The sequence below is a fragment of the Microbulbifer agarilyticus genome, from assembly GCF_001999945.1.
Lineage (GTDB): Bacteria > Pseudomonadota > Gammaproteobacteria > Pseudomonadales > Cellvibrionaceae > Microbulbifer > Microbulbifer agarilyticus_A.
The window spans coordinates 1999874-2023311 of record NZ_CP019650.1; the positions used below are offsets into that span (position 1 = coordinate 1999874).

15 protein-coding genes are annotated in these 23438 nt (G+C 53.8%); 11 read left to right on the forward strand and 4 right to left on the reverse strand.

All coding sequences use genetic code 11. The features are described 5' to 3' along the window. Window positions 1-7: 7 nt before the first annotated feature. The gene (locus Mag101_RS08105; protein WP_198040136.1) at window positions 8-1600 is read right to left on the reverse strand and encodes an aldehyde dehydrogenase (NADP(+)); all 1593 of its coding nucleotides are present in this window, start codon (window positions 1598-1600) and stop codon (window positions 8-10) included. 5 nt (window positions 1601-1605) lie between these two features. Continuing rightward, complete coding sequence (locus Mag101_RS08110; protein ID WP_077403274.1) at window positions 1606-2505, reverse strand: dihydrodipicolinate synthase family protein; 900 nt, start codon at window positions 2503-2505, stop codon at window positions 1606-1608. A 270-nt stretch (window positions 2506-2775) separates the two neighbouring features. Between Mag101_RS08110 and pepQ the strand changes: the two genes are divergently transcribed. Both pepQ and Mag101_RS08120 read left to right on the forward strand, forming a co-directional pair. Beyond that, window positions 2776-4155 carry a Xaa-Pro dipeptidase gene (pepQ, locus tag Mag101_RS08115; RefSeq protein ID WP_077403277.1) on the forward strand — a complete coding sequence of 460 codons (1380 nt, stop codon included), beginning with the start codon at window positions 2776-2778 and terminating at the stop codon, window positions 4153-4155. Between the two features lie 48 nt (window positions 4156-4203). Continuing rightward, window positions 4204-5469, forward strand: coding sequence for an NAD(P)/FAD-dependent oxidoreductase (locus tag Mag101_RS08120; protein WP_077403280.1), 1266 nt, complete (start codon window positions 4204-4206; stop codon window positions 5467-5469). A 180-nt stretch (window positions 5470-5649) separates the two neighbouring features. Here the strand turns inward: Mag101_RS08120 and Mag101_RS08125 are convergent, their stop codons facing one another. Then, entirely contained in the window at window positions 5650-8496 is a 2847-nt protein-coding gene (locus Mag101_RS08125; protein WP_077403283.1) for a TonB-dependent receptor plug domain-containing protein, read from the reverse strand. A 466-nt stretch (window positions 8497-8962) separates the two neighbouring features. On the opposite strand from Mag101_RS08125, the gene Mag101_RS08130 reads away from it, so the two are divergent. From Mag101_RS08130 to Mag101_RS08145, 4 genes are all read left to right on the forward strand, one after another. Continuing rightward, window positions 8963-9661 carry a TetR/AcrR family transcriptional regulator gene (locus Mag101_RS08130; protein ID WP_077403286.1) on the forward strand — a complete coding sequence of 233 codons (699 nt, stop codon included), beginning with the start codon at window positions 8963-8965 and terminating at the stop codon, window positions 9659-9661. Beyond that, window positions 9654-10220 (forward strand): DUF1285 domain-containing protein, encoded by a 567-nt coding sequence (locus Mag101_RS08135; RefSeq protein WP_077403289.1) that lies wholly within the window; start codon window positions 9654-9656, stop codon window positions 10218-10220. Before Mag101_RS08130 ends, Mag101_RS08135 begins: the two co-directional genes overlap by 8 nt. Window positions 10221-10552: 332 nt before the next feature. After that, window positions 10553-12211 (forward strand): serine/threonine protein kinase, encoded by a 1659-nt coding sequence (locus Mag101_RS08140; protein WP_077403292.1) that lies wholly within the window; start codon window positions 10553-10555, stop codon window positions 12209-12211. A 123-nt stretch (window positions 12212-12334) separates the two neighbouring features. Continuing rightward, complete coding sequence (locus Mag101_RS08145; RefSeq protein ID WP_077403294.1) at window positions 12335-15058, forward strand: TonB-dependent receptor domain-containing protein; 2724 nt, start codon at window positions 12335-12337, stop codon at window positions 15056-15058. A gap of 173 nt (window positions 15059-15231) precedes the next feature. Here the strand turns inward: Mag101_RS08145 and Mag101_RS08150 are convergent, their stop codons facing one another. Then, window positions 15232-16869 carry an electron transfer flavoprotein-ubiquinone oxidoreductase gene (locus Mag101_RS08150; protein ID WP_077403296.1) on the reverse strand — a complete coding sequence of 546 codons (1638 nt, stop codon included), beginning with the start codon at window positions 16867-16869 and terminating at the stop codon, window positions 15232-15234. 440 nt (window positions 16870-17309) lie between these two features. Here Mag101_RS08150 and Mag101_RS08155 point away from each other — a divergent pair, with 440 nt between their 5' ends. The 5 genes from Mag101_RS08155 (at window position 17310) to gspE (ending at window position 23438) form a co-directional block, all read left to right on the forward strand. After that, window positions 17310-18059, forward strand: coding sequence for an electron transfer flavoprotein subunit beta/FixA family protein (locus Mag101_RS08155; RefSeq protein WP_077403299.1), 750 nt, complete (start codon window positions 17310-17312; stop codon window positions 18057-18059). After that, a complete protein-coding gene (locus Mag101_RS08160) occupies window positions 18059-18988 on the forward strand; it encodes an electron transfer flavoprotein subunit alpha/FixB family protein (RefSeq protein WP_077403302.1) in 930 nt (309 codons plus the stop codon). The genes Mag101_RS08155 and Mag101_RS08160 overlap by 1 nt, the downstream gene beginning before the upstream one ends. Before the next feature lie 225 nt (window positions 18989-19213). Then, window positions 19214-19897, forward strand: a complete 684-nt coding sequence (locus Mag101_RS08165; protein ID WP_077403305.1) for a type II secretion system protein N — start codon at window positions 19214-19216, stop codon at window positions 19895-19897. Between the two features lie 182 nt (window positions 19898-20079). After that, the gene (gene gspD / locus Mag101_RS08170) at window positions 20080-21960 is read left to right on the forward strand and encodes a type II secretion system secretin GspD (protein WP_077408160.1); all 1881 of its coding nucleotides are present in this window, start codon (window positions 20080-20082) and stop codon (window positions 21958-21960) included. Next, entirely contained in the window at window positions 21960-23438 is a 1479-nt protein-coding gene (gene gspE, locus Mag101_RS08175) for a type II secretion system ATPase GspE (RefSeq protein WP_077403308.1), read from the forward strand. Before gspD ends, gspE begins: the two co-directional genes overlap by 1 nt.

The following is a 23438-nucleotide window of genomic DNA, read 5'->3' on the forward strand; positions in this document are numbered from 1 at the left end:
GTGATGTTTATAGTGCCGACTGGCTCCATTCTTCATTAATTAGTCGCCAGGCCCCAGTGGGATTGTCGTCTTGCAGCAATGCGGGTAAGCGATTGTTACGCACATTGTCATAACAGTGCAATTTACTGAAGCGTATGAGCGACGCAGGGATGCCTACAGCGGTAAATCCTGGATGCCCAGAGGCGGGGAAGGGCCCGCCATGGTTCATTGCAGGTGAGATTGCCACACCGGTCGGCATCTTGTCGTTTAGCAAGCGGCCAACGCGTGCGCGTAAGATCGGTTCCACCTGGTTGTAGTCAGTATCGTCACTGCTATCGATTGCGGAGTAGATACTGCCGGTGAGATTACCTTCCAGGCTATTTATGATTTGGCATGTTTCCTCGGTACTTTTGCTAACCACGATGAGTGCGGTATTCCCGAAGGCTTCCGCTTGATAGCGGTTGGCTTGCAACAAGAATTCCTTGCCCGTAATAGCAAGAAGGGTGTTGGGACGGCAAAATCGTGCTGGGTCGCAGTTAAGGTTCTTTGTCAGGACCTTAGCGCCACTGGCAATTAATTCTTGCGTTGTCTGGCGTAGGTTGGCTTCAGTATCCTCACTTAGGAGTGTGCCTATGGGCTTGCTGTCAAATAGGTCTGCGCTGTGTTGCATGAATACCGTTGTATCGGCACCCTCCGGAAGTATTAACAAACCAGGGCTTGTACAGAATTGTCCGGTACCCATCAGGCAACTGTTGGCAAATTCCTCGGCAAGCGCTGCGCTATTTTCCCGCAATGCGCCCGCCAGCATGATTACCGGGTTGATACTCGAGAGTTCAACATAAATCGGTGTGCCCACCTCATCGGCGGCTTGCTTTAGTGTGAGACCCGCAGAGCGCGAGCCGGTAAATGCCACGGCGCCGGTACGTGGATCGCTGACCAGTTTTAAACCGTCAGCACGGCTTGTGGCGTAAAGTACTTGTATTGTGCTCGTTGGCAGGCCGCTGGCCTGTAATGCCTGGTGTGCCAGCCTTGCAAGTAACTGGCTGGTGCCGGGGTGCGCAGAGTGTGCTTTAGCGATTACCGGGTTGCCGGCTGCGATCGCCGCGGCAAAGTCTCCTCCGGAGACACCATTGAATGCCAGCGGGAAATTGTTTGGACCAAATATTACGACTGGGCCTATTGCACGGTGGATGCTGCGAATATTCGCGCTGGTGTCTATGGTTGCGCGTGCCCAAGAACCATCGGCTGCAGCTCTTGCCGCTTGGCGCAGTTGGTTTGTCGTCCGCGGTAGCTCTACCTCAAGTAGGCGCGGATGTATGGGCAACCCAGTTTCTTCTGCTGCCAAGGCGCAGATGGATTTAGCATCCGCTTCGATGAGATCTGCAAAGTGCTCGAGAAACTGTGCTCTTGCTGACGCCGGGCAGGCATTCAGCTGCTCGGCGGCAAGGACCGCTGCATCCAGTGCAGTATCACAGTCATGCCAGCTTGAGACAGGGTAGGCCTGCGAGAGTTGCTCACGGGTTGACGGGTTCACCGGATGAAAGCGGCCCGATTCGGCCGCCTGACACCACTCGCCCGCAATCAGTACTGGTGCTGTGTACATCGCAAATTCTCCGCTCATGGGCATTACCGGATAGTGGGGCGATTCGCGATCGCAGTGCGGATAATTTCCAACACCTCTTTACGTTCTTCACCAACAATATTCAGGCGAGGATTGCGGCAGAATTCGCTACCGAATCCGCATTCCTGGACAGCTAGCTTTATGTATTGAACCAATTTGGGTTTGGTATCCAGGTGCAGTAGGGGGGTGTACCAGCGGTAAACCTTGCGTGCCTCTTCGAAATTGCCACTAGTCGCAAGGTCCCACATCAAGCGGTTTTCCTGAGGAAAAGCGTTTACCAAGCCAGAGATCCAACCGTGCGCGCCGAGTGCAATACTTTCAAGGGCCAGATCGTCGACGCCGCAAAACAGTACAAAATCCTCACTCACTAGGTTCGCGATATCGGTTAGGCGCCGCGGGTCATCAGAGGCTTCTTTTACTGCCACGATGTTGGGGATCTTTGAAAGGTCTGCTACAGCCTCGGCGGAAACGTCTACGCCATAGCAGGCCGGGTTGTTGTAGACCATTACGGGTAAGTCTGTCGCGTCTGCTACACCACGGATGTGGGTCACGATTTCAGTCGCATCCGCTTTATACGACATCGGCGGTAACACCATCAGTCCATCAACACCCGCGCGTTGCGCGTCGCGCGCAAATGCCCGTGCCTGAGTGGTGGTGTATTCCGATACGCCAGTAAGTACTGGTACGCGCCCGTCAACATGCTTAACGGTTGCGGCGAGCACTTCTATCTTTTCGCTTTGGTTTAGTGAGCAGTTTTCGCCCACAGTCCCAAGCATCACCAGTCCATTGATACCCGCATCCAGCATCACGTCCAAATGAGCCAGTGTGGCCGCGATGTTGACACTTTCGTCGGCATTGAATTGTGTCGTGGCTGCTGGGAATACGCCGCTCCAATTAATCTGCATGAGACTTCCTCTATTGATTGCTGCTGCTTGCTGCATGTCCGTTGTGCATTGATGCATAAGATGTTGCGCTCCTGCTCCTAGCTCCCACTAGCTCCTACTAGCTCCTATAGGTAAAAAGCGCTTCTCCTTTATTTGTTATTGTGTACAATAAATAAAGTTTTTGTGGCCTGTCAACAAATATTTGCCCATCGGGCCGACGGCTCAACGATGGTGTGTCGCTGGCCAGAATGAACGTCGATAAATGCATTAGAGGGACTTTGGAGTTTGCCGATGACGCTTGCTGCACTATATGAAGAGCACCTTGAAATTCTGGCCCGGCGCCACAGCGAAGCCATGGAGGCTGCGGGATATTCGCGGCTGTTGATTCACTCGGGTGTGCAAAGACTTCCGTTTTGCGACGACAACCACTATCCATTTAAGGTAAATCCACATTTCAAATACTGGTTGCCATTGTTGGAGCATCCCCATTGCTTTGTGGATTTCCGTGTTGGGCAGCCGCCTCGGTTGATCTACTTTCAGCCCGAGGACTATTGGCATAAAACGCCTGCTGATCCAGAGGGCTATTGGGCGACGCATTTTGAAATTGAGTTGGTAGCTCAGGTTGAAGACGGGATAAGGGCGCTCGGTAGGGACTTGGGTCACTGTGCGTTTATCGGTGAAGAGGCGTGTATGATTCCCGGGTTGGCGGAAGAGAATATCAACCCCGCCAAACTGCTAGACGAGCTTCACTATTACCGGGCTTATAAAACTCGGTACGAGGCGGAGTGTTTGCGACGGGCGAATCGCATTGCCGCGGCAGGGCACTTGTCTGCAAGGGATGCATTTACTTCCGGAGGCAGTGAGCTGGATATCCACCATGCGTACTTGCAAGGTGCCGGTGTGCTGGAAGTGGAGTTACCGTATACAAACATTGTGGCAATGAACAGCCATGGTTCCGTTTTGCACTATCACGGCGCCGATCGCCATGGGTTAGCTGTAAAGGATATCCACTCCCTCGTCATCGATGCGGGCGCAAGTTTTGCAGGGTATGCCAGTGATATCACTCGTAGTTATGCCTACCGAGACGGCGTCTACGCGGAGTTGCTACATGACCTGGATCACGCACAAAGGTCATTGGTAAACATGTTGGAGATTGGCAAAGAGTTTGCGGAATTCCACTGGCAGTCCCATTTATTGATCGCAGAGATACTGCAGCGTCATGGGTTCGTTGATATGGCGCCGCATAAAATGGTTACCGAAGGGGTCACAAATGTGTTTTTTCCCTGTGGTCTTGGGCACTTTATCGGATTGCAGGTGCATGATGTCGGCGGCTACCAGATGGCGCCCCGAAGTCAGGCGGAAAAGCGTGATCCGCGGGCGCCATTCTTGCGCCTGGCTCGCAAGCTTGAAGCTGGTCAGGCATTGACCATTGAACCGGGAATCTATTTTATGGATATGCTGCTTGGTGAACTGTCTAGAAGCAAACATAGTAGCCGGGTGAACTGGGATAAAGTGGATGAGTTTCGCAAATACGGCGGGGTACGTGTGGAGGATTGTGTGCTCATGCATGAAAATCGCGTCGAAAACCAGAGCCGCGACGCATTTGAGGCATTGCTCGCTCGAAAGGGCGATGGAAGCCCTTCAATAGATTTTTCTGCGGCCTCGGTATAGCCGCATTTCGTGCCCGATGCAGACCCTATGGTGTAGGTGAACTATCTGATGAGTAGGCTGAAATGTATGAATTCGACATGTGAAACCGCAGTGATCGGTGCCGGCATCATTGGGGTAACCATTGCCGAGCAGCTACAACAGCGGGGGCACCAGGTATTACTGTTAGATAAAGAAGAACCTGGCCGTGGTTGTTCTTACGGTAATGCGGGGCATTTTGCCACTGATGTGGTGATGCCCCTGGCGAATCTGCAGACAATCATGTCCTTGCCGAAGCTATTGGCAGATCCGTTGGGGCCTCTATCAATTCGCTGGCAGTACTTTCCCAGAATGTTGCCATGGTTGACACGTTTTGCGGTCGCTGCTCTCCCTGGGAATGTCAGACGATCCTGTGACAGCCTACGCGCGTTAAACAGCCGGTCTATCGAAAGTTATGATCGCCTGCTGAACCGTTTGGGGTTGCAGGAACTGATGACCAAAGAGGGTGCACTTACCGTCTACGAATCGTCCGCGTCAATTGAAAAGAATCGATCGCAAGTTGTGCAATTACGCGAATTTGGTGTTGAAGTAGAAAGTCTGAATGGAGAGGAAATTCGGACTCTTGAGCCCGCGTTAAGTGATAAGGTTGCGGGTGGACTATTTTTCCCAAAAACAGCGCATACGGTAAATCCATATCGACTGGTGCAGTCAATTTTTACGAAGTTTCGATCCATCGGAGGCGAGTTTTCTCAGCGCGCTGTAGCAGGGGTTCGGACGCTTGCAAATGGTGATACCGCTATCACTTTACAAGACGGCACAACTTTGCAGGCGCGGAAGGTTGTGATCGCTGCAGGCGCCTGGTCGCGGTCTCTGGTGCGACACTTGGGGTACTCCGTGCCCCTGGATTCTGAGCGCGGTTATCACCTGATGTTGCCGGATACGGGTTGTGTTTTGACGCGCCCGATGGTGTCCTTTGAGCGGTCGTTTGTCATGACTCCAATGGAGGAGGGCCTACGCCTTGCGGGGACGGTAGAGTTAGCGGGGCTTGAGGCTCCCGAAGATCCCCGCCGAGCGGATATTCTGTTTCAGCATGCCCGATCGATTATCCCCGGGCTGACAAACCAGCGGGCGAGTCGCTGGATGGGGTTTCGTCCCTCACTACCGGATTCCTTGCCGGTTATTGGCGCTTCGCCAAGCAATAGTCGTCAGCTGTTCGCTTTTGGTCATCAACATTTAGGTTTGACCCAAGCGGCGATTACGGCGGAACTCATTGCGGATCATATGGAAGGTCGGAAGGCAGAGTTGGACCTGTCAGTATTTTCGGTGGATCGCTTTTAACGCGTTTCAAATCTCAGAATTATCCCATCAGCTTCCCAATGCCCCAATAAAAAAGCGCCGCAGAGCGGCGCAAAAACCAGAGAGCTCCACTCTCTCTGCAGGGTACCTCAGGAGAAATCATTGAATAGCCCTTGCGATGAACCGCAATCTCAAGGGCCACGTCACATTTTCTAACTTGATCTAGAAGTTGAGATAAACACCAGCGTACATGTAACGACCTAACAGAGAATAGTTATTTGAGCCGTACGAGGTGTATGGATGGTCGGTCCAGCGTTTGTCGGTTAGGTTGTTGATGCCGAGGTAGGCCTGTGTCGACTCCGTGACCTGATAGCCTGTCCATAGGTTGAAGTACAAAGAGTCCGGGACGATGTTGTTTTGATAACGTTCTGCGCGTCCATCCAGGTCAATAGGCCCTGCCTGGGTGTACTTCGTGGTAAGACGCATCGAAAAGTCGTTCAATGAATAGCTGGTTGTAAGATCGCCTTTCCACTTGGGTACATCGTATTCGCCAACATAGTCAATTGTTTCTAGTTTTCCGGTAAGGTTGTCGGTGGAGGAGTAGGAGCTTTCCAGTTGACGCGTGGCCACCAGGTTCAGGCGGAGGTCACCGGGCAGTCCCGTTAGATCTGCGAGGCTAAATTGATAATCCGCTTCGATATCGATTCCGGTACGACGGGAACCATCTGCGTTGATAAAGGTATCCCGCACCGACACGACATCGCCATCAGCGGCGCGAACAATCTGATTACAGAAATCATTATTGATGGTTTCTGAATCGACACATAAAGACATTGTGTTGTTTGCGCCAAAGCGCGCAATCATGTCACTGAGGTCGATGTCGTAGTAGTCGATAGAGACATTGAGGTCTTCGATGAAGCTGGGTGTAAAGACAAAACCAGCTGTGAAGCTTGTTGCATCTTCTTCCTTGAGGTCCTGGTTGCCTTCAGATATGACACGGCCACGTTGTCCCTTGAGGTTTGAATCCCAGTCGGGGGCAATGCCCAGGGCCGCACAGTTCGCTGCGCGACGACCATCGCTGGGACCACCGTCTATTTCGTCGGAGTCGCAGGGGTCTGTCAGGTCGCTGTAGCCAATGCTTGTACCCAAGTACATTTCACCGAGCTGAGGTGCGCGAACTGCTTTTGAATATACCGTGCGGAATCGAACACTATCGTTCAGCGCCCAGTTTAGGCCGCTTTTCCAGCTGGTAAAGTTGGCCGCTTCCGTTGAGTATTCTGCTCCCCTTATTGCGGCTTCAAATTCCAGGCTTTGCACCAAAGGCAGGTCGGCCAGCAAAGGTACCAGTAGTTCACCGTAGGCCTCGTGAACTGTGCGGCTGACGTCATCGATCGGGGTTTTCTGGGAACTTAAAATACCGGAGGCCCATAATTCGGATGGCTGGTAATTCAAATTTTCGTAACGGGTTTCAATACCTGCGCCGAACTGTACTGTACCCGCTGGCAGTTCAAACAAGGCACCGGTAAGGTTTGCGGCGAAAGCGTGTTGCTGCACTTCTGTAGTTGTGTCATGGGTGACCATGAGGTAGTCGATGACTTCTTGCGAGGCGGGAGTAAACGGGGAAAACTCTGGGCAATTCCCAGTTTCCTCACAAGGCCCGATAATACTAAACGTACTGGTGTCTATACGATCGTAACGAATGTTATTGCCGCGAGTAAGAACAGAGTCGGTGAAACCACTGTTTAGGTAAGTATCCCAGCTCCAACCATTGGCGAATTCGCCCTCGAGGCTAACGCTGACTGCAGCATATTCACGCTCAGTGTTATGCCAACGTGGTCCCGCCGTGGAAAAAGTGTAGGGGATCTCCAGCCAATTATCGCCATAATCCGCAAGTACTTGCTGGACGCCTGATGGAATGGCGATGCTGTTCGCTTCGAGGTCTTCAACGGTAGTCCACGCACTCCAAATGAAGTCGGGGTCGATCTCATCGTAAGATTCGGTTTTCGAGTACATCACGTCTGCAGAAAGGCGCAGGGTGTCGGTCAGCTCATAGCTAGCACGGCTATACCCGTTCAGGCGCTCAAATGGACTCCGAGCAAAATTGTATGCATTAGGATCATAGCCACTACCATCGGTCACCATCCAGCCTTGCATAATTGCGGATGCTGGGGTGCGCAATTGTGCCTGGTCGCCATCCAGCTGGAACCAGTCGGTACCACCCAGTTCCGAATTCCAGACGCCAAATGTGTTGCCGCTGATGTTGAAATCTGGGTAAGTAATATTGTTGTGGATGATGAAATCCGGGATGCCGTCTTCTGGGCCGGTGTTTTCCGGATTGGGTATATAGCGTGTCCGCCCAGCCGCGCTTTTTCGGTCGCGATAGTGCAGGGGTTCCTGCTCGAAGTAATCAAGGGAAAAAGCGAAATTCCCACGGTTATCATGGAAGTTCTCGCCAAAGGTAACCGTGAGTGCGCTGGTTTCTCCACCACCTTCTTCGGAGGTGCCCATCTGGGTGCGTACGTTTATCCCTTCATAATTGTCTTTCAGGATAAAGTTCACAACGCCGGCTACCGCGTCAGCCCCGTACACGGCAGATGCGCCACCGGTGAGCACTTCGACACGCTCTACCAGTTCGGAGGGGATCATTCCGATCTCGGAAATCATAATGTTGCTGTCACTGGTGATCTGAACCGGGCGGTGTCCGTTGACCAGAGCCAGTGTTCGAATTACGCCCAAGTTGCGCAGGTCCAGCGCATTCAGTCCGGAGTTTCCGAAGGAATAGCTACCACTAGTAGAGTCGAAGCCCTCACCGAACTGCGGCATGGTAGACAACACTTCATTCAAATTTAATTCACCGGTCATTTTGATCGATTCTTTGTCGATCACTGATGTAGGTGAGGGAGTATCGAAAGTAGACCGTTGAATTCTTGAACCCGTAACAACCACTTGCTCTATTGCCGTTTCTGCCTGTGAGTCATCGGGTTTCTCTGTGGGTTGTGACTCGGCGAGAGTACTGTGGCTAGCCGCCGCAGCTATAGCGAGTGCCAAAACCTTCCTGGAAGTTTGCATCGTTGTTCCCCTAAATTGCCAAAATATTATTTTGCGTACAGAAGCATATTTAACTTATCTAAATATGATTTTGTGTGCAATAGTTTATTTTGCGGGAAAGAACGCCATACTGGAGTGGAACCGCCAAAACCTATTTTGAATGTTGTGGCACGCGAGCGGTTGGCGTGAAAATCTACTAAATAGTCATCAGGATTCGTGTGAAAAGTGACCATTTCGGAGCTGACCGACTAGAGTCAATATAGGGGCGGCGCACTGAAGCTGCGGTCTATGTTGGCGGGAAATTGTCCTGCTGGCAGGGATGCTATGGGAACAATGCTTCAAAATCGTTCATTTATTGGGTGCGATAGGGCGCGATGTGCTTCCCAGATGAGTGGAATAGCTTTTCCAAGCTGGGGGAATTGCCTATCATTCATGAATGAATAGTCAATTTCAGTCTCCAAGTTTACGGACAGTTAAGGTCGGAAGTATGGATAAGGCAAAAGAGAAGGTTCAGCGGTTCCGTGCGCGCGAGCAGCGTATCCTGGACGCAGCGCTGGAGCTGTTGCTCGAGCATGGTGAAGAGAAGGTGACAGTTGAGCAGATTGCTGAACGCGTCGACATTGGCAAGGGCACCATTTACAAGCACTTTATCTCCAAGACCGAGATCTATATGCGCCTGCTGATGGACTATGAAAAGTCTCTCACCGAGCGTTTAAAAAGCGCCGTGGCAACGGCGGAGCAGGGCGATATTACTGCCCCGGCGCGCGCCTATTTTGAGTCCCGTATGGCGGATCCGGCGCGCGATCGTCTGTTCCAGCGTCTTGAAGAAAAGATCATAGCGTTGAATTTGGCGCCAGAAATGATCGCCGAGCTTCATGCGCTGCGTAACTCCAACGCGTCCGCACTAAACCGCGTCTTTGAACGCCGCATGGAGCAGGGAGTACTTAAACAGGTACCTGCCTATTTCTACTATTCCACGTACTGGGCCCTGGTGCAGGGTGCGGTTGAACTGTATCACTCCAAGTCGTTCTCCGACGTTATCGAAGATCGCGAGGGATTGATGGAGTTCATCATGGACGTCGGTGTACATATCGGTGACATTTCCAGTCGCCGCCACCAGGAATCAGATCAGCCTGCCGGCGTTGCGCAAAATACCCCAAGTACCCCGGGCAGCAGTTTTGGCTGAGCCATTATTCCAGCAGCTGCAAAAGTTACAGGACGAGTTCCAGGGATATCCTCCGGTATCCTCCTGGAACCCGGACCTTTGCGGCGATATGGATATGATCATCAAGGCCGATGGTCACTGGATTCATGAAGGAACTGAAATTGAGCGCCAACCGCTAGTAAAGCTGTTTGCGAGCATCCTTAAAAAAGAGGGTGAAGATTATTTCCTGATCACCCCGGTGGAGAAATGGCGCATCGTTGTGGAAGATGTGCCTTTTTTGATTACGCAGGCCGCGCGGGAAGAGGATGGTGATTGTGCGCAGATATTGCTCACTACGAATACCGGTGATGTGCTTCCTTTAGACAAAATGCACCCACTTCTGCTGAAGCCTTATGGTGAGCCATCTCAACCAATACCCTATATAGAAGTCCGCGACGGGCTTGAAGGGCGTATGTCCAGAGACGTTTACTATCAATTGATCGACTGGGCTGAGCCGCGTCAGCCGAGCGAGCCTCCTGCCAAGCTCTGCCAGCTCTGGCTAAAAAGTAACGGCGAAGAGTTTTTACTCGGCCAATACTGATCTATTCTCCAAAAAATCCCAGAGTTGATCCCGTTGGCTCTGTAAAAAATATCGCACGAATATAGTTCACTCTTCCACGTAATTTAAGTCCGATTAGTTTTTGCACGAAATAATGTTTCGTGAAACATATTAGAAATATACAAGAAATATATTCGAAATATAAATTTCATATTTAAAGATATTTGAAATATTTGTCCCATTTTCATATTCGCGTCTTTCATTCGTAACATTTTCGCAACACTCCATTCCTAGACTCCCCCTCGTCCAAATTGCTTTGGCCGTTAAAAAAAATATTTACGGATAAATCCATTTCATCCTTGTTAGGGGGATTCATGAAACTCGTAACCAAGAAGCTGCTGCTGGCAGCTGCTATCACTGGTCTGCTGGCTGGCTGTGACAGCGGCGGTATTACCATTGCTCCGGAAACCAACGACAACTCCGTAGATAACAGCACTGGCGGCGGTGACGGTGGCGCGGTTGTAAATAACCCGTGCGCTTCTTATGAAAAAGCCGGTTCTGTTAAGCAGGGTGAATTCAACTCTGAAACTGGTAACTGTGCCTACAACGCAGCGTTTGTTGACTCCGGCAACCCGCTGACTGTTGACTTGGTAATTCCTGCCCTGGAAAACGGTGCGCACCTTTTTGAAGGTAGCCTGTTCGTTGGTAACAACTACGACGACGACACCACCATGGCTGCTGCTGGTATCGCCGAAGGCGGTGACGGTGCTCGGCTGACCGTACAGGCTGGCGCTACTGTTGCATTCCCAGACAGCACCAAGTTTATGGTTGTAAACCGCGGCTCCCAGCTGGTAGCGGTAGGTACTGCGCAAGACCCAATTACATTCACTTCTCTGTCTGACGTAGAAGGCACTGTAGGTCCTGAAGACGTACAGCAGTGGGGTGGTATGGTGATCAACGGTTTCGGTATCACAAACAAGTGTGCTTACGATGCCGAAATGAACACCTCCGAGTGTCACGTACTGGCCGAAGGTGCTGCCGGTAAAGATCAGTCCAACTATGGCGGTGACAACAACGGCGACAGCTCCGGTCACATGGAGTATGTTCGCGTTAAGCACACTGGTGCGGAAGTTGCGAACGGTGACGAGCTGAACGGTATCACCTTCAGCTCTGTGGGTTCCGGTACCATCGTTAAGAATCTGCAGGTTTACTCTACTTACGACGACGGCATCGAGATGTTCGGTGGTGCGGTAAGTTTCGAAAACTACCTGGCCATGTACGTTCGCGACGACTCCATCGATATCGATGAAGGCTGGAGCGGCTCCATCACAAACGCACTGGTTATTCAGAGCGAAACCGACGGTAACCACTGTATCGAATCTGACGGTATCGGTTCTTACAAAGACACCAACGATTACTCCGCTCTGATCGCTGCCGGCCTGAACAGCCGCCCGGTGATCGATGGTCTGACCTGCATCATCTCCGCACAGAGCGAAGGTACTCACGATCCGGGTGCTGGCTGGCGATTCCGCGAAGGTATCTTCCCGATGATCACCAACTCTATGGTTATCGGTTCCTTCGCCGCTGATGAAAATGGTGTGGAAGGCAGCAACTACTGTCTGCGTGTTGAGAGCGACGAGACCACTGCAGCGTTGGCTGCTGGTACAGAAGCGAGCATTACTTCCAACATCTTTGCCTGTGCTGATAAGACCAAAGGCGGTCCGATTGGTGCTGACGAGCTGGAAGCCTGGGCTGTTGCAAACGGCAACGTATTTGCCGACGTACCGGCTGACGCCGCTCTGAACCCGACTGCCGCTGCCGACACTGGTCTACAGCTGCTTGAAGGTCCTCTGTCTGTATTCTCCATCGACACCGACAGCATGATGGTAAATGACGCTGCGGTAGGTATCTCTCCGGTCGAGCGCGCGTACCTGGGTGCCCTGAGTGCTGGCGACAGCGACTGGACTGTTGGCTGGACCTACGGCCTGCACGACGGCAGCCGCGCTCAGGCTCTGTGGTTCGAGCAGCAGTAAGTGCTTAGGTGGTCAGGACTTTAGATTCTGACTGCTAGATTCTGACTGAGAGGCGCCGCCTTCACACGCTGGAGCCGGCGCCTCATTTGATTTTGAGATCAGGAACGATTAGAGGCCTGGGAAATGGATAAGAACGAAAAGTTTCAAAGAGTGCCGTTGGTATTGGCTATCGCCACGGCCTCTGTCATTGCTCCGAACGCATTCGCGCAGGTAGAGATGGATAATATTGCTGGACCACAGGCTCAGCAAATTGAAGAAGTCATGGTTCAGGGGCGCCTGAAAGACTCGGCAGAGATGCTGGTTAGTGAGCGCCTGGAAGAAGAAGTGGTAACGGACATTCTCGGCTCTGAGATGATCGGCCGAGTAGGGGATTCTACGGTTGCTGCTGCGCTGCGTCGTGTGGCTGGTCTGTCTCTCGTTAATGACAAGTTTGTTTACGTTCGTGGTCTGGGTGAGCGCTATTCCAGTACCACTCTGAACGGTGCGACCGTGCCGTCTCCAGATCTGACCCGAAACGTAATTCCGCTGGACATTTTCCCGACATCTGTTGTGGATTCTCTCGCGGTACAGAAATCTTATTCCGCCGATCAGGCGGCAACCTTTGGTGGTGGTAACGTCAACATCCGTACCAAGGGTATTCCCGATGGCCTGACTTTCTCCATTGAGTTGGGCAGCGGTATGAACACCGAGACCGATGGTGATGTGCTGTCTTACCGCGGCGGTGACGATGACAACTTCGGTACCGATGACGGCACTCGAGCCTTGCCTGTGGAGCTGGAGCAAGCACTGCAGCGCTTTAAGGGTGAGCTGGGTGTGCAGGATATTCGCGAAGTGCTGGAGCAGGAAGGAAATGAATATGCCTCAGCTTCCGAAGCAATCGCGGCCGCAAAACAACTCAACCGTGAGCTTGCCCTGCACTTGAACCGCGACATCGCCGTGCAGGAAGACTCCAGCAACCCGGATATGGATGTGAAAGGTAGCGTCGGCAACCGTTTTTACATCACCGACGACCTGGAAGTGGGTTTCTTGGCGGGCGCTTCCTATAAGAATCGCTGGCGTGAAGAAGAGACCGTAAAGCGTTCTTATGGTTTGCCGGAAGAGGTTGTGGATGTCGAGAATACCTCAACGTATTCTGTCGACCTGAGCGGTAACCTCAATCTGGGCGTTCGTTATGGCGACGACCATGAAGTTACCCTGACGAGCTTGTACCTGCGTAATACCGACGACGATACTTCTATTCGCGATTACTTTAACGAAAACCGCCAGCTGTCTGATGGCCGCGGTTTCCGTGAATATGCGTTGAAGTATGAAGAGCGTGATTTGCTGGTGAATCAGGCTCGTGGCTCACACACCCTCGGCCCCGCAACCAAAAGCATGGTTCCAGGGGGGCTGTTGAGCTGGGCGCCGGAAGAGCTGAAAGTTGATTGGTTCTACTCCGAGTCAACGGCGCAGACCGATATTCCGAATGAAGTTACCGTCAATGCCGATACCCTGACCAATAGTCTTGGCGAGGTGGTGAGCTCTTCGGTCAGTAACGGTGTAAACAGTTCCGGCTTCCGTTTCACCGAACTGGAAGATGAGGTCGTGAACTACGGATGGAGTTCTACTCTGCCGTTGGAGTTCTCCAGTTCTTCATTGGAGTTGAGCGGCGGTTTTGCGCGTACCGAAAAGGCGCGCTACTACAAGCAGAGCGAGTTCCGTATCGGCGCAATCAATGTTGCCGACCCTACGTCTTTGGGCGGGACCCTTGATCAGGTGTTTGGCGATGGGCAAATCACCGACACGGCCAACGACTACGCTTTCGACCGCGCTGGCACCAATAATCAGAGTTATATTGCCGCAACGTTGACGGATGCCGTATTCGCTAAGGTTGACTGGACCCTGAATGAGACCTGGCGTGCTTCCGCTGGCGCACGCTGGGAAGAGTACAATCAGGTTGCGCTCGACTGGAATCCCTATGGTTACAGTATCGAGAGTCCACAGATTGACCTGGATGAAGATGCGCTGCGTGATGCCACTTACAGTGACGACGCGGTATATCCGTCTCTTTCATTGACCTACATGGGTGCGCTGTGGGCGGAAACCTTCCAGCTGCGCTTCGGTGCGAGTAAAACTGCAGTGCGCCCGGACCTGCGTGAGATTACTGAGGCGATTTACATCGACCCAATCACCGACGAACAGGTGAAAGGTAACCCGGACACCCGCCCGTCTGAGATCACCAACTTTGACGTGCGTGGTGAATGGTACTTCGACAATGGCGACAACCTGACGGTGTCCGCTTTCTACAAAGATATTGTTGATCCGATCGAATTCTTTGAGTTGGCCTCCAGTGATACCAACGTCGCTCGGGAAATCATCAATGCGGAATCTGGTGAGATTACGGGTGTAGAAATTGAGGCGCTGAAGGGGCTCGGCTTTTTCGGTGATTTCATGGATAGCTTCTTCGTACAGAGCAACCTGACCTTCCAGGAAACGGAACTAGTTGCCGGTGCCGAAGCAGACGCGCCGACCAACCCGATCCGTGAAATGACCGGTGCTTCCGAGTACGTAGTTAACATGCTGGTAGGTTTCGACTCTCCAGATGGCGGACATACCGCAACTCTGGGATACAACGTGTTTGGCGATCGTCTGTACGCAGCCGGCCGTAACGGTGCCCCAGATGCCTATGAGTTGCCGTTCCACTCGCTGGACCTGACGTACTCTTGGTACCCGACCGAAGAAATCACCATCAAAGCCAAGATGCAGAACCTGCTGGACGAGGCGATCGAAATTGAGCGCGCAAACGTGGTCGTATTCGAAGAAAAGCCGGGACAGTCTTTTGCGCTGAGTGCTCAGTACAAGTTCTAATCGCGATAGGTTTCGATAACAAAAAAGTACCTGGAAGTATTACAGCAACAGGGAACGCTTAAAGAGCCGGACACTGGTAGCAGTGTCTGGTTTTTTTCATTTTGGTGACTAACAATTTCAAGGCAATAAAAAAGGGCGCCCATTGGGCGCCCTATACACTGACTGCTCAGCAATTACATGTTTGGATAGTTGGGGCCGCCGCCACCTTCCGGAGTCACCCACACAATGTTCTGGGTGGGGTCCTTAATGTCGCAAGTCTTACAGTGTACGCAGTTCTGCGCGTTGATCTGGAAGCGCTTGCCGTCACCGTCCTCTACCACTTCGTATACGCCGGCAGGGCAGTAGCGCTGTGCTGGCTCATCGTAGATTGGCAGGTTATGGTTCAGCGGGATGTCACTGTCCTTCAGGGTCAGGTGACAAGGCTGATCTTCTTCGTGGTTGGTGTTGGAGATAAACACCGACGACAGCTTGTCGAAGCTCAGCACACCATCCGGCTTCGGATAGTTGATCTTTTTACAGTCTGCGGCAGGTTTCAGCTGGGCGTGGTCCGCTTTGCTGTCGCTTAGGGTCCACGGCAGTTTGCCTTTGAACAGGTTGATGTCCACGAACGCATAGGCTGCGCCCAAGATGTTGCCCCACTTGTGCTGTGCTGGACCGAAGTTGCGCTGCTTGTGCAGCTCTTTCCATGCCCAGCTGTTCTTGTAGCGCTCGCTGTAATCGGTCAGCTCGTCGCCGCCGCGCTCGGTGCTCAGGGCTTCCGCTACGGATTCCGCGGCCAGCATGCCGGACTTCATTGCGGTGTGGTTGCCCTTGATCTTGGCGAAGTTCAGGGTGCCGGCGTCGTCACCGATCAGCATGCCGCCCGGGAAGGTCATCTTCGGCTGGGACTGCAGGCCGCCTTTTACGATGGCACGTGCACCGTAGGCCACACGCTGCCCGCCTTCCAGATACTGTTTGATCACCGGGTGATGCTTGTAGCGCTGGAATTCGTCAAACGGGCTGACGTGTGGGTTGCTGTAAGACAGGTCGGTAATCAGACCGACAACTACCTGGTCTTCTTCCAGGTGATATAGGAAGCCACCACCGGCGGAACCGGATTCGTCCAGCGGCCAGCCGGCAGTGTGCACAACCAGGCCTTGCTTGTGCTTGCTGCTGTCGACCTTCCAGATTTCCTTGATGCCGATGCCGTAGTGTTGCGGCTCGCGATCTGCATCCAGAGAGAACTTGGCAATCAGCTGCTTGCCCAGATGTCCGCGACAGCCTTCGGCAAACAGGGTGTATTTCGCGTGCAGCTCCATACCGGGCATGTAGCTGTCTTTTTGCTCGCCGTTGGCGCCGATGCCCATGTCGCCGGTCGCGATACCTTTTACAGAGCCGTCTTCGTTGTACAGGACTTCTGCAGCCGCGAAGCCTGGGAAGATCTCAACACCGAGGGCTTCGGCCTGTTCGGCGAGCCAGCGGGTCAGGTTGCCCAGGCTGATAATGTAGTTGCCTTCGTTGTGCATGGTGCTGGGCACCAGCATGCCGGGAACCTTGATGGAGGACTCCGGGCCACGGAGTACGTAGATATCGTCGCCCTCGACCGGGGTTTCCAGAGGCGCACCGCGCTCTTTCCAGTCGGGGAACAGTTCGTTCAGCGCGGTAGGTTCAAATACGGCACCGGAGAGGATGTGCGCACCAACTTCCGAACCTTTCTCAACCACACATACGGCGATGTCTTCATTGATCTGACGTAGCTTGATCGCGGCGGCCAGTCCGGCAGGGCCCGCGCCGACGATGACTACGTCGTATTCCATTGACTCGCGTTCCACAGGTCTCTCCTCAACTAATTTAGTTATTCACCTGCCGAATTATGACAGGCAACTTTTAGGTTTATCGATTATATCGGTCCGTGACCAATCTCACCAATTGCGTAACTTTTCATATCCGCTGGCAAAAGTGGCGTAAATCGCGGTATTCGCCTGTCTAGAATAGTGTGGGTTTATGGCCTGAAATTGATCTTATGAATGACTGCTAGGCTTACTATTCAACTATTGATTTTGCTCGGTGAAAGGGCCAACATACGCCCCGGTCAAACAACTGTTTGAACTCGAGGTCGGCTCGCAAAGGCCCGAAAACGCTCACTTTGAGCGCTTTGGCAGAGCCGCTAAACACTCAGCCGCGAGGCTACGCGAGTTAGCCACGCCGCAGGTCAGCGCCATGGTAGGCGGCAGATTGCGGCTTTTATGTAGACTACTGAGACGGGATTTTCATGAAAGTTCTTGTAGCTGTGAAGCGCGTTGTCGATTACAACGTGAAAGTTCGCCCCAAGGCGGACGGTTCTGATGTGGACATTGCCAACGTCAAAATGTCCATCAACCCCTTCTGTGAGATTGCGGTCGAAGAAGCGGTACGCCTCAAAGAGAAGGGCGTGGCCAGCGAGATCGTTGTTGTCTCCATGGGCCCCAAGCAGTGCCAGGAACAGATTCGTACCGCACTGGCTCTGGGCGCCGACCGTGGTATTCAGGTAGAAACCGATGCCGAGCTGCAGCCGCTGGCGGTTGCCAAGTGCCTGAAAGCCATCGTTGAGAAAGAAGCGCCTCAGCTGGTGATTCTGGGCAAACAGTCCATCGACGGTGACAACAACCAGACTGGCCAGATGCTGGCCGCGCTGACCGGTATGGGTCAGGGCACCTTCGCTTCTGAAGTGAATGTTGAAGGCGAGTCCGTAAAAGTTACCCGTGAGATTGACGGCGGCCTGCAGACCGTTGAGCTGACCCTGCCAGCGGTTGTGACTACCGACCTGCGACTCAATGAGCCGCGCTACGCCTCCCTCCCGAACATCATGAAAGCCAAGCGTAAGCCGCTGGATGTGACCACTCCTGAAGAGCTGGGTGTGGACATCGCCCCGCGCACCAAAACCTTGAAGGTTGAGCCGCCAGCAGAGCGTCAGGCTGGTATCAAGGTTGCCGATGTAGCGGAACTGGTGGAAAAACTGAAGAGCGAGGCGAAGGTAATCTGATGAGCATTCTGGTAATTGCTGAACACGATAATGCGGAGCTGAAAGGCGCCACTCTGAATACCGTCGCTGCCGCCAAGGCAATCGGTGGAGACATCGACGTACTGGTTGTTGGTAGTGGTTGTGGCGCTGTTGCGGAAGCGGCGGCAAAGGTTGATGGCGTAAGCAAGGTGCTGGTCGCCGACAATGCGGCGTACGAGCATCAGCTGGGTGAGAACACCGGCAAGCTGGTTGCTGACCTGGGCAAAAATTACAGCCACGTTCTGGCTGCGGCCACCACCACCGGCAAGAACATGCTGCCGCGCGCGGCGGCACTGCTGGACGTACAGCCGATCTCCGACATCATTGCGGTGGAAAGCCCGGACACCTTCAAGCGTCCTGTGTACGCCGGTAACGTGATCGCGACCGTGCAGAGCTCCGATGCGATCAAGGTCGCTTCTGTGCGTACCACTGCGTTCGACCCTGTAGCGGCCGAAGGTGGCAGCGCTGCGATCGAATCCGTTGATATCGTAGATGACGCCCACGTATCCAAGTTTGTCGGTGAGGAGCTGGCCGAGTCCGATCGCCCAGAACTGACCGCGGCAAGTGTTGTGATCTCTGGTGGTCGCGGCATGGGCAACGGCGAAAACTTCGAGTTGCTATACAAAGTGGCCGATAAGCTCGGCGCTGCGGTGGGTGCATCCCGCGCCGCAGTTGACGCAGGCTTCGTACCGAACGATATGCAGGTTGGTCAGACCGGTAAGATCGTTGCGCCGGATCTGTACATCGCTGTGGGTATTTCTGGCGCCATCCAGCACTTGGCGGGCATGAAAGACTCCAAGGTGATCGTTGCGATCAACAAAGATGAAGAAGCGCCAATCTTCTCCGTGGCCGATTACGGCCTGGTAGCGGATTTGTTCGATGCGGTGCCGGAGTTGGAAACCAAATTGTAATATTGGGTTCATATACTCCATACCGGAAAGGGCGGCCTCTGGCCGCCCTTTTTTATGGTTGGGTGTCTGCACGAGATGTCTGGTGCGTCACATTTTTCACGGGCGGGTTGGTTGTTTATTGACCTGTTTTGTGGGGGAGATTGCCTTTCTTCAGGGAAGCCCGGAGAATAGGCGCCCAATAACGAGAATTACGCTGTTTGTGGTACAGCAGAGACGGGTTCAATCATGTCTTTGGTCAAGCGCACATTATCTTCTGCTTTGCAGAATCCGGGATCTGCTGCCAGTACGGCAAAGCGCAGCCTGTTGGCTACGGTTGCGGTGGTTGGCACCTGGCTGACTACCAATATGTTGGCCTATGGCGATCTGGTGATTCCAAGTGAGGACGCCGCCGACAGCCTCCTGGCTGAGCGCAGTAGCCGCTCAACCGCACGCAGTAACCCTTCCTCGATACCTCCCACGGCATTTTTTGGTGTGGCCGCTGTCAAGCCAACGGCGGAGCCCGAAATTGATCTCGCCAATATCCCGATTACGCAGCTGAACCTGGTGTTGTCCGGTGTTTTGAGCAGCAGCGTTGCCGACCATGCCAGTGCGCTGGTGGCCCAGAAGGGCAAGCCGGCCGAGCGTGTGTACGTCGGGCAGGCGCTACCGGGTGGTGCGGAGGTCTATTCGGTGGAAGTCGACCATATTATTCTGCGCAGAAACGGGCAGATGGAAAAATTGACCTATCCGGATGCGGATGGGCGTCCAACGGTGCCCAAGCAGTATGAGAACTACGCTCGGCAAGCCGCAAAGGTGATTGGTGCGAATCGGGCACCCGCCGACGGGGATCGGCAAGAATCGATTCGCGAGCGCTTAAAGCAATTGCGAGAGATGGCGCGAGAGCGGCAGTCGGCACAGTCGAACAAATAAAAATCTATTGGAGCAGGTGGGGTTTTAGGGCCTGCTCTTTGTCTTCAAGACCAAACTTTTTTTGATAAGAAAGAATTAGAGCCAAAATCATAATGATGAGCGTGTTTCACCAACGGCTAGTTGCTGTCGCCTTGGGTTTTTTACTGTCTTTTTCGGTGCTGGCTCAGTCGATGCAGGAGAGGGTGACGCTTTCTCTCGACAATGCCGATATTCGTGACCTGATCAACTGGGCGGCGGACTTTACCGGCAAGAACATCATTGTTCACCAAAACGTAAAAGGTAAGGTCACGGTCGTTGCCGGTGACCCCATGACGCACCAGCAGGCATTTGACGTATTTATGTCAGTGCTGCAGGTAAATGGCTTCAGCCTGATCGAGCAGGGCGATGCCTGGAAGGTGGTACCGGATTCCCTGGCCAAGCAGCAAGCCATTCCCGTTGTCGACGAGGACAGCCGCGCACCCGGTGAAGCATTGGTCGTGCGCACCGTGCGGGTAGAGAACATTTCCGCGGCACAGCTGATCGCGATGTTGCGCCCGTTGATTCCGCAAACCGGCCATCTCGCGGCCTATGCCGACACCAATACTCTGATCGTCGCGGATCGCGCGGCCAACATCGAGCAAATTGTACGTCTGATTCGCCAGTTGGATCGCGCCGGAGCGATCGACATTGAACTGGTTCCCCTAGAGTTCGCGTCTGCCAAAGAAGTAAAGCAGGTGATGACCGAGTTACTGCAGGGCGGCGGCAAGCAGGCGGGTAACGATATCCAGCCTCTGCGAATCGCCGTCGACGAGCGCTCCAACAGTATCTTGCTAACCGGTGACCCGGTAACGCGTAGCCAGCTCAAAAAAGTGATTTATCGCCTGGACCAGCCGCTCTCGGGAGATGGCAACACCGCGGTGGTGTATGTGCAATACGCCAGCGCCGCGGAGTTGAAGCCAATTCTTGAGGGTATGAGCGGCAGTATCCAGAAAACCGAAAAAGACCAACAGATCGCCAATGTTGAGGTCAGTATTCAGGTCAATGAAGAGTTGAATGCACTGATTCTCACCGCGCCGCCCTCGCTGCTGGAGACCATGCGGGGCGTGATCGCCAAGCTGGACGTGCGCCGGGCACAGGTATTGATCGAAGCGATTATCGTCGAGGTGACAGAGGGCACCGATAACGAACTGGGCATCAAGTGGATCGCGAGCGATGAAGGCAATGTATTTGCCGGCTTCGAAAATGATGTGGCGATCGGTGACCCGGATGATCCCGATAACATCATCGTGGACGGTGTACCGATTAATCCGCGGTCCCTGGACCCGCTGAATCTGGTGCGCAGTGGTTTTAACCTCGGTTTCCTGAGTGGTACCGATGTGCGCGTCGCGCTGAATGCGTTGGCGTCCTCAAATAACGCCAACATCTTGTCGACGCCGACTGTGATGGCACTCGACAACGAAGAGGCGGAAATCCTGGTCGGCCAGAACGTACCGTTTGTGACCGGGCAGCAGTTGCGGGAAGGCAGTGGCACCGATCCATTTAACACCGTTTCCCGTGAAGACGTGGGTACCGAGCTGAAGGTCATCCCGCGGGTGAATAACAACAACTCGGTCACCCTGGAAATCGAACAGAAGGTCGAGAACGTATTACCTGTGACCGGTCCGGCAGTCGACTTGGTGACTAGCAAGCGCGAAATCCGCACCAAGGTGTTGATTGACGATGGTGCCATTTTGGTACTTGGCGGTCTGATCGAAGACAAGGTCACCGAGATCAATCAAAAAGTCCCTCTGCTGGGCGATATCCCGGGCATCGGGCGCCTGTTCCGCAACTCCGCTAAGGAAGTCAACAAGACGAATCTGATGGTGTTTATCCGCCCGAAGATTCTCAGCAACCAGATTGCGGGCTACGAGGAGACACGTCGTCGCTACCGCGACATGCAGGAGAAACAGCTTTACCTGCGCGACCGCACCAGCCGCATTTGGGATTGGAACCGCGGCGACGTTTTGCCCGATTTGCTGCCGCCTGCGGCGGCCACTGAAGAGATTCAAGAAGAGTTTCCTCTGGAGCCCGAGGACACCAAGTGATGACGGAGCTCGCCCTGAAGCGCCTGCCATACGCTTTTGCCAAGCGGCATCAGGTATTGCTGGCCGAGGTAGAAGGTGCGCCGGTGTGTCAGTACGTTGCGCCTTTGAATCCGTCTGTTCTGGCGGAGGTACAGCGCCTGTGCGAAGCACCCTTGGGTGTGGCTTCGGTCGATCTCGACACCTTTCAGCAATCTTTGCAGCGCGAGTACGAAAACCGGGAAGGGGGCAACCTCTCCGATGTCGAGAGCCTGGGTGAAGATCTCGATCTGGCTGCGGTCGCTGACTCAGTGCCCGAGACCGAGGACCTGCTGGAGCAGGAAGACGATGCACCGATCGTTAAGCTGATTAACGCGATTTTTGCCGAGTCCCTGAAGCAGGGCGCCTCGGATATTCATATTGAAACCTTCGAAAAGCGCCTCGTGGTACGTTTCCGTGTGGACGGTGTATTGCGCGAAGTGCTGCAGCCCCGTCGCGCCCTGGCGCCATTACTGGTGTCGCGTATCAAGGTCATGGCGAAGCTCGATATCGCCGAGAAACGTATCCCGCAGGATGGTCGTATCTCACTGTTGATGGGCGGCCGAGAAGTGGATGTGCGGGTTTCCACCATGCCGTCTTCTGCCGGCGAACGCGTGGTAATGCGACTGCTGGACAAGCAGGCGGGCAAGATGGATATGCGCCACCTGGGTATGGCGGAGCGCGATCTCAAGGTCATTACCGAGCTGCTAAGCCGTCCCCACGGCATTCTACTGGTTACCGGCCCTACGGGCTCCGGTAAAACCACCACGCTGTATGCGGGCCTTGCCAGCATCAACCACCGCGAAAAGAACATTCTCACCGTAGAAGATCCGGTGGAATACAACCTTGAAGGCGTTGGTCAGACCCAGGTCAATACCAAGGCCGATATGACCTTTGCGCGCGGTCTGCGCGCCATTCTCCGTCAGGACCCAGATGTGGTGATGGTGGGGGAGATTCGTGACCTGGAGACCATGCAGATCGCCATTCAGGCGAGTTTGACCGGTCACCTCGTACTTTCCACGCTGCACACTAATACCGCCCTTGGCGCCGTGACCCGTCTTGTGGACATGGGTATCGAGCCGTTCCTGCTGTCTTCCAGTCTGATTGGAGTGCTTGCCCAGCGTCTGGTAAGGGTACTCTGCCCGGATTGCCGCCAGCCACATGAAGCGGATGCGTTTGAGTGCTCGGCGCTCGGTCTGGAAGAGGGCGCCAGCGCAACTATCTACGCACCCGGTGGGTGTGAGAAGTGTAACCACAGTGGCTATCTCGGACGTGTCGGTATCTACGAACTGGTGCCGGTCAACGAGAAGCTCCGCCAGATGATTCACGATCGGGATTCCGAAAGTGCACTGGTGCAGGAAGCGCGCACGCTCGGTCCGAGCATTCGCGATGACGGTATGGCCAAGGTGCTGGCTGGGGTAACTTCACTGGAAGAAGTGCTGCGAGTAACCCAGGAGTCCTGA

Coding starts and splice junctions, on each gene's coding strand:
- Mag101_RS08165 (WP_077403305.1), top strand. CDS start 19,214: ATGTCTTTGGTCAAGCGCACATTATCTTCTGCTTTGCAGAATCCGGGA.
- Mag101_RS08160 (WP_077403302.1), top strand. CDS start 18,059: ATGAGCATTCTGGTAATTGCTGAACACGATAATGCGGAGCTGAAAGGC.
- Mag101_RS08125 (WP_077403283.1), bottom strand. CDS start 8,496: ATGCAAACTTCCAGGAAGGTTTTGGCACTCGCTATAGCTGCGGCGGCT.
- Mag101_RS08155 (WP_077403299.1), top strand. CDS start 17,310: ATGAAAGTTCTTGTAGCTGTGAAGCGCGTTGTCGATTACAACGTGAAA.
- Mag101_RS08145 (WP_077403294.1), top strand. CDS start 12,335: ATGGATAAGAACGAAAAGTTTCAAAGAGTGCCGTTGGTATTGGCTATC.
- Mag101_RS08110 (WP_077403274.1), bottom strand. CDS start 2,505: ATGCAGATTAATTGGAGCGGCGTATTCCCAGCAGCCACGACACAATTC.
- pepQ (WP_077403277.1), top strand. CDS start 2,776: ATGACGCTTGCTGCACTATATGAAGAGCACCTTGAAATTCTGGCCCGG.
- Mag101_RS08105 (WP_198040136.1), bottom strand. CDS start 1,600: ATGAGCGGAGAATTTGCGATGTACACAGCACCAGTACTGATTGCGGGC.
- Mag101_RS08130 (WP_077403286.1), top strand. CDS start 8,963: ATGGATAAGGCAAAAGAGAAGGTTCAGCGGTTCCGTGCGCGCGAGCAG.
- Mag101_RS08120 (WP_077403280.1), top strand. CDS start 4,204: ATGAGTAGGCTGAAATGTATGAATTCGACATGTGAAACCGCAGTGATC.
- gspE (WP_077403308.1), top strand. CDS start 21,960: ATGACGGAGCTCGCCCTGAAGCGCCTGCCATACGCTTTTGCCAAGCGG.
- Mag101_RS08140 (WP_077403292.1), top strand. CDS start 10,553: ATGAAACTCGTAACCAAGAAGCTGCTGCTGGCAGCTGCTATCACTGGT.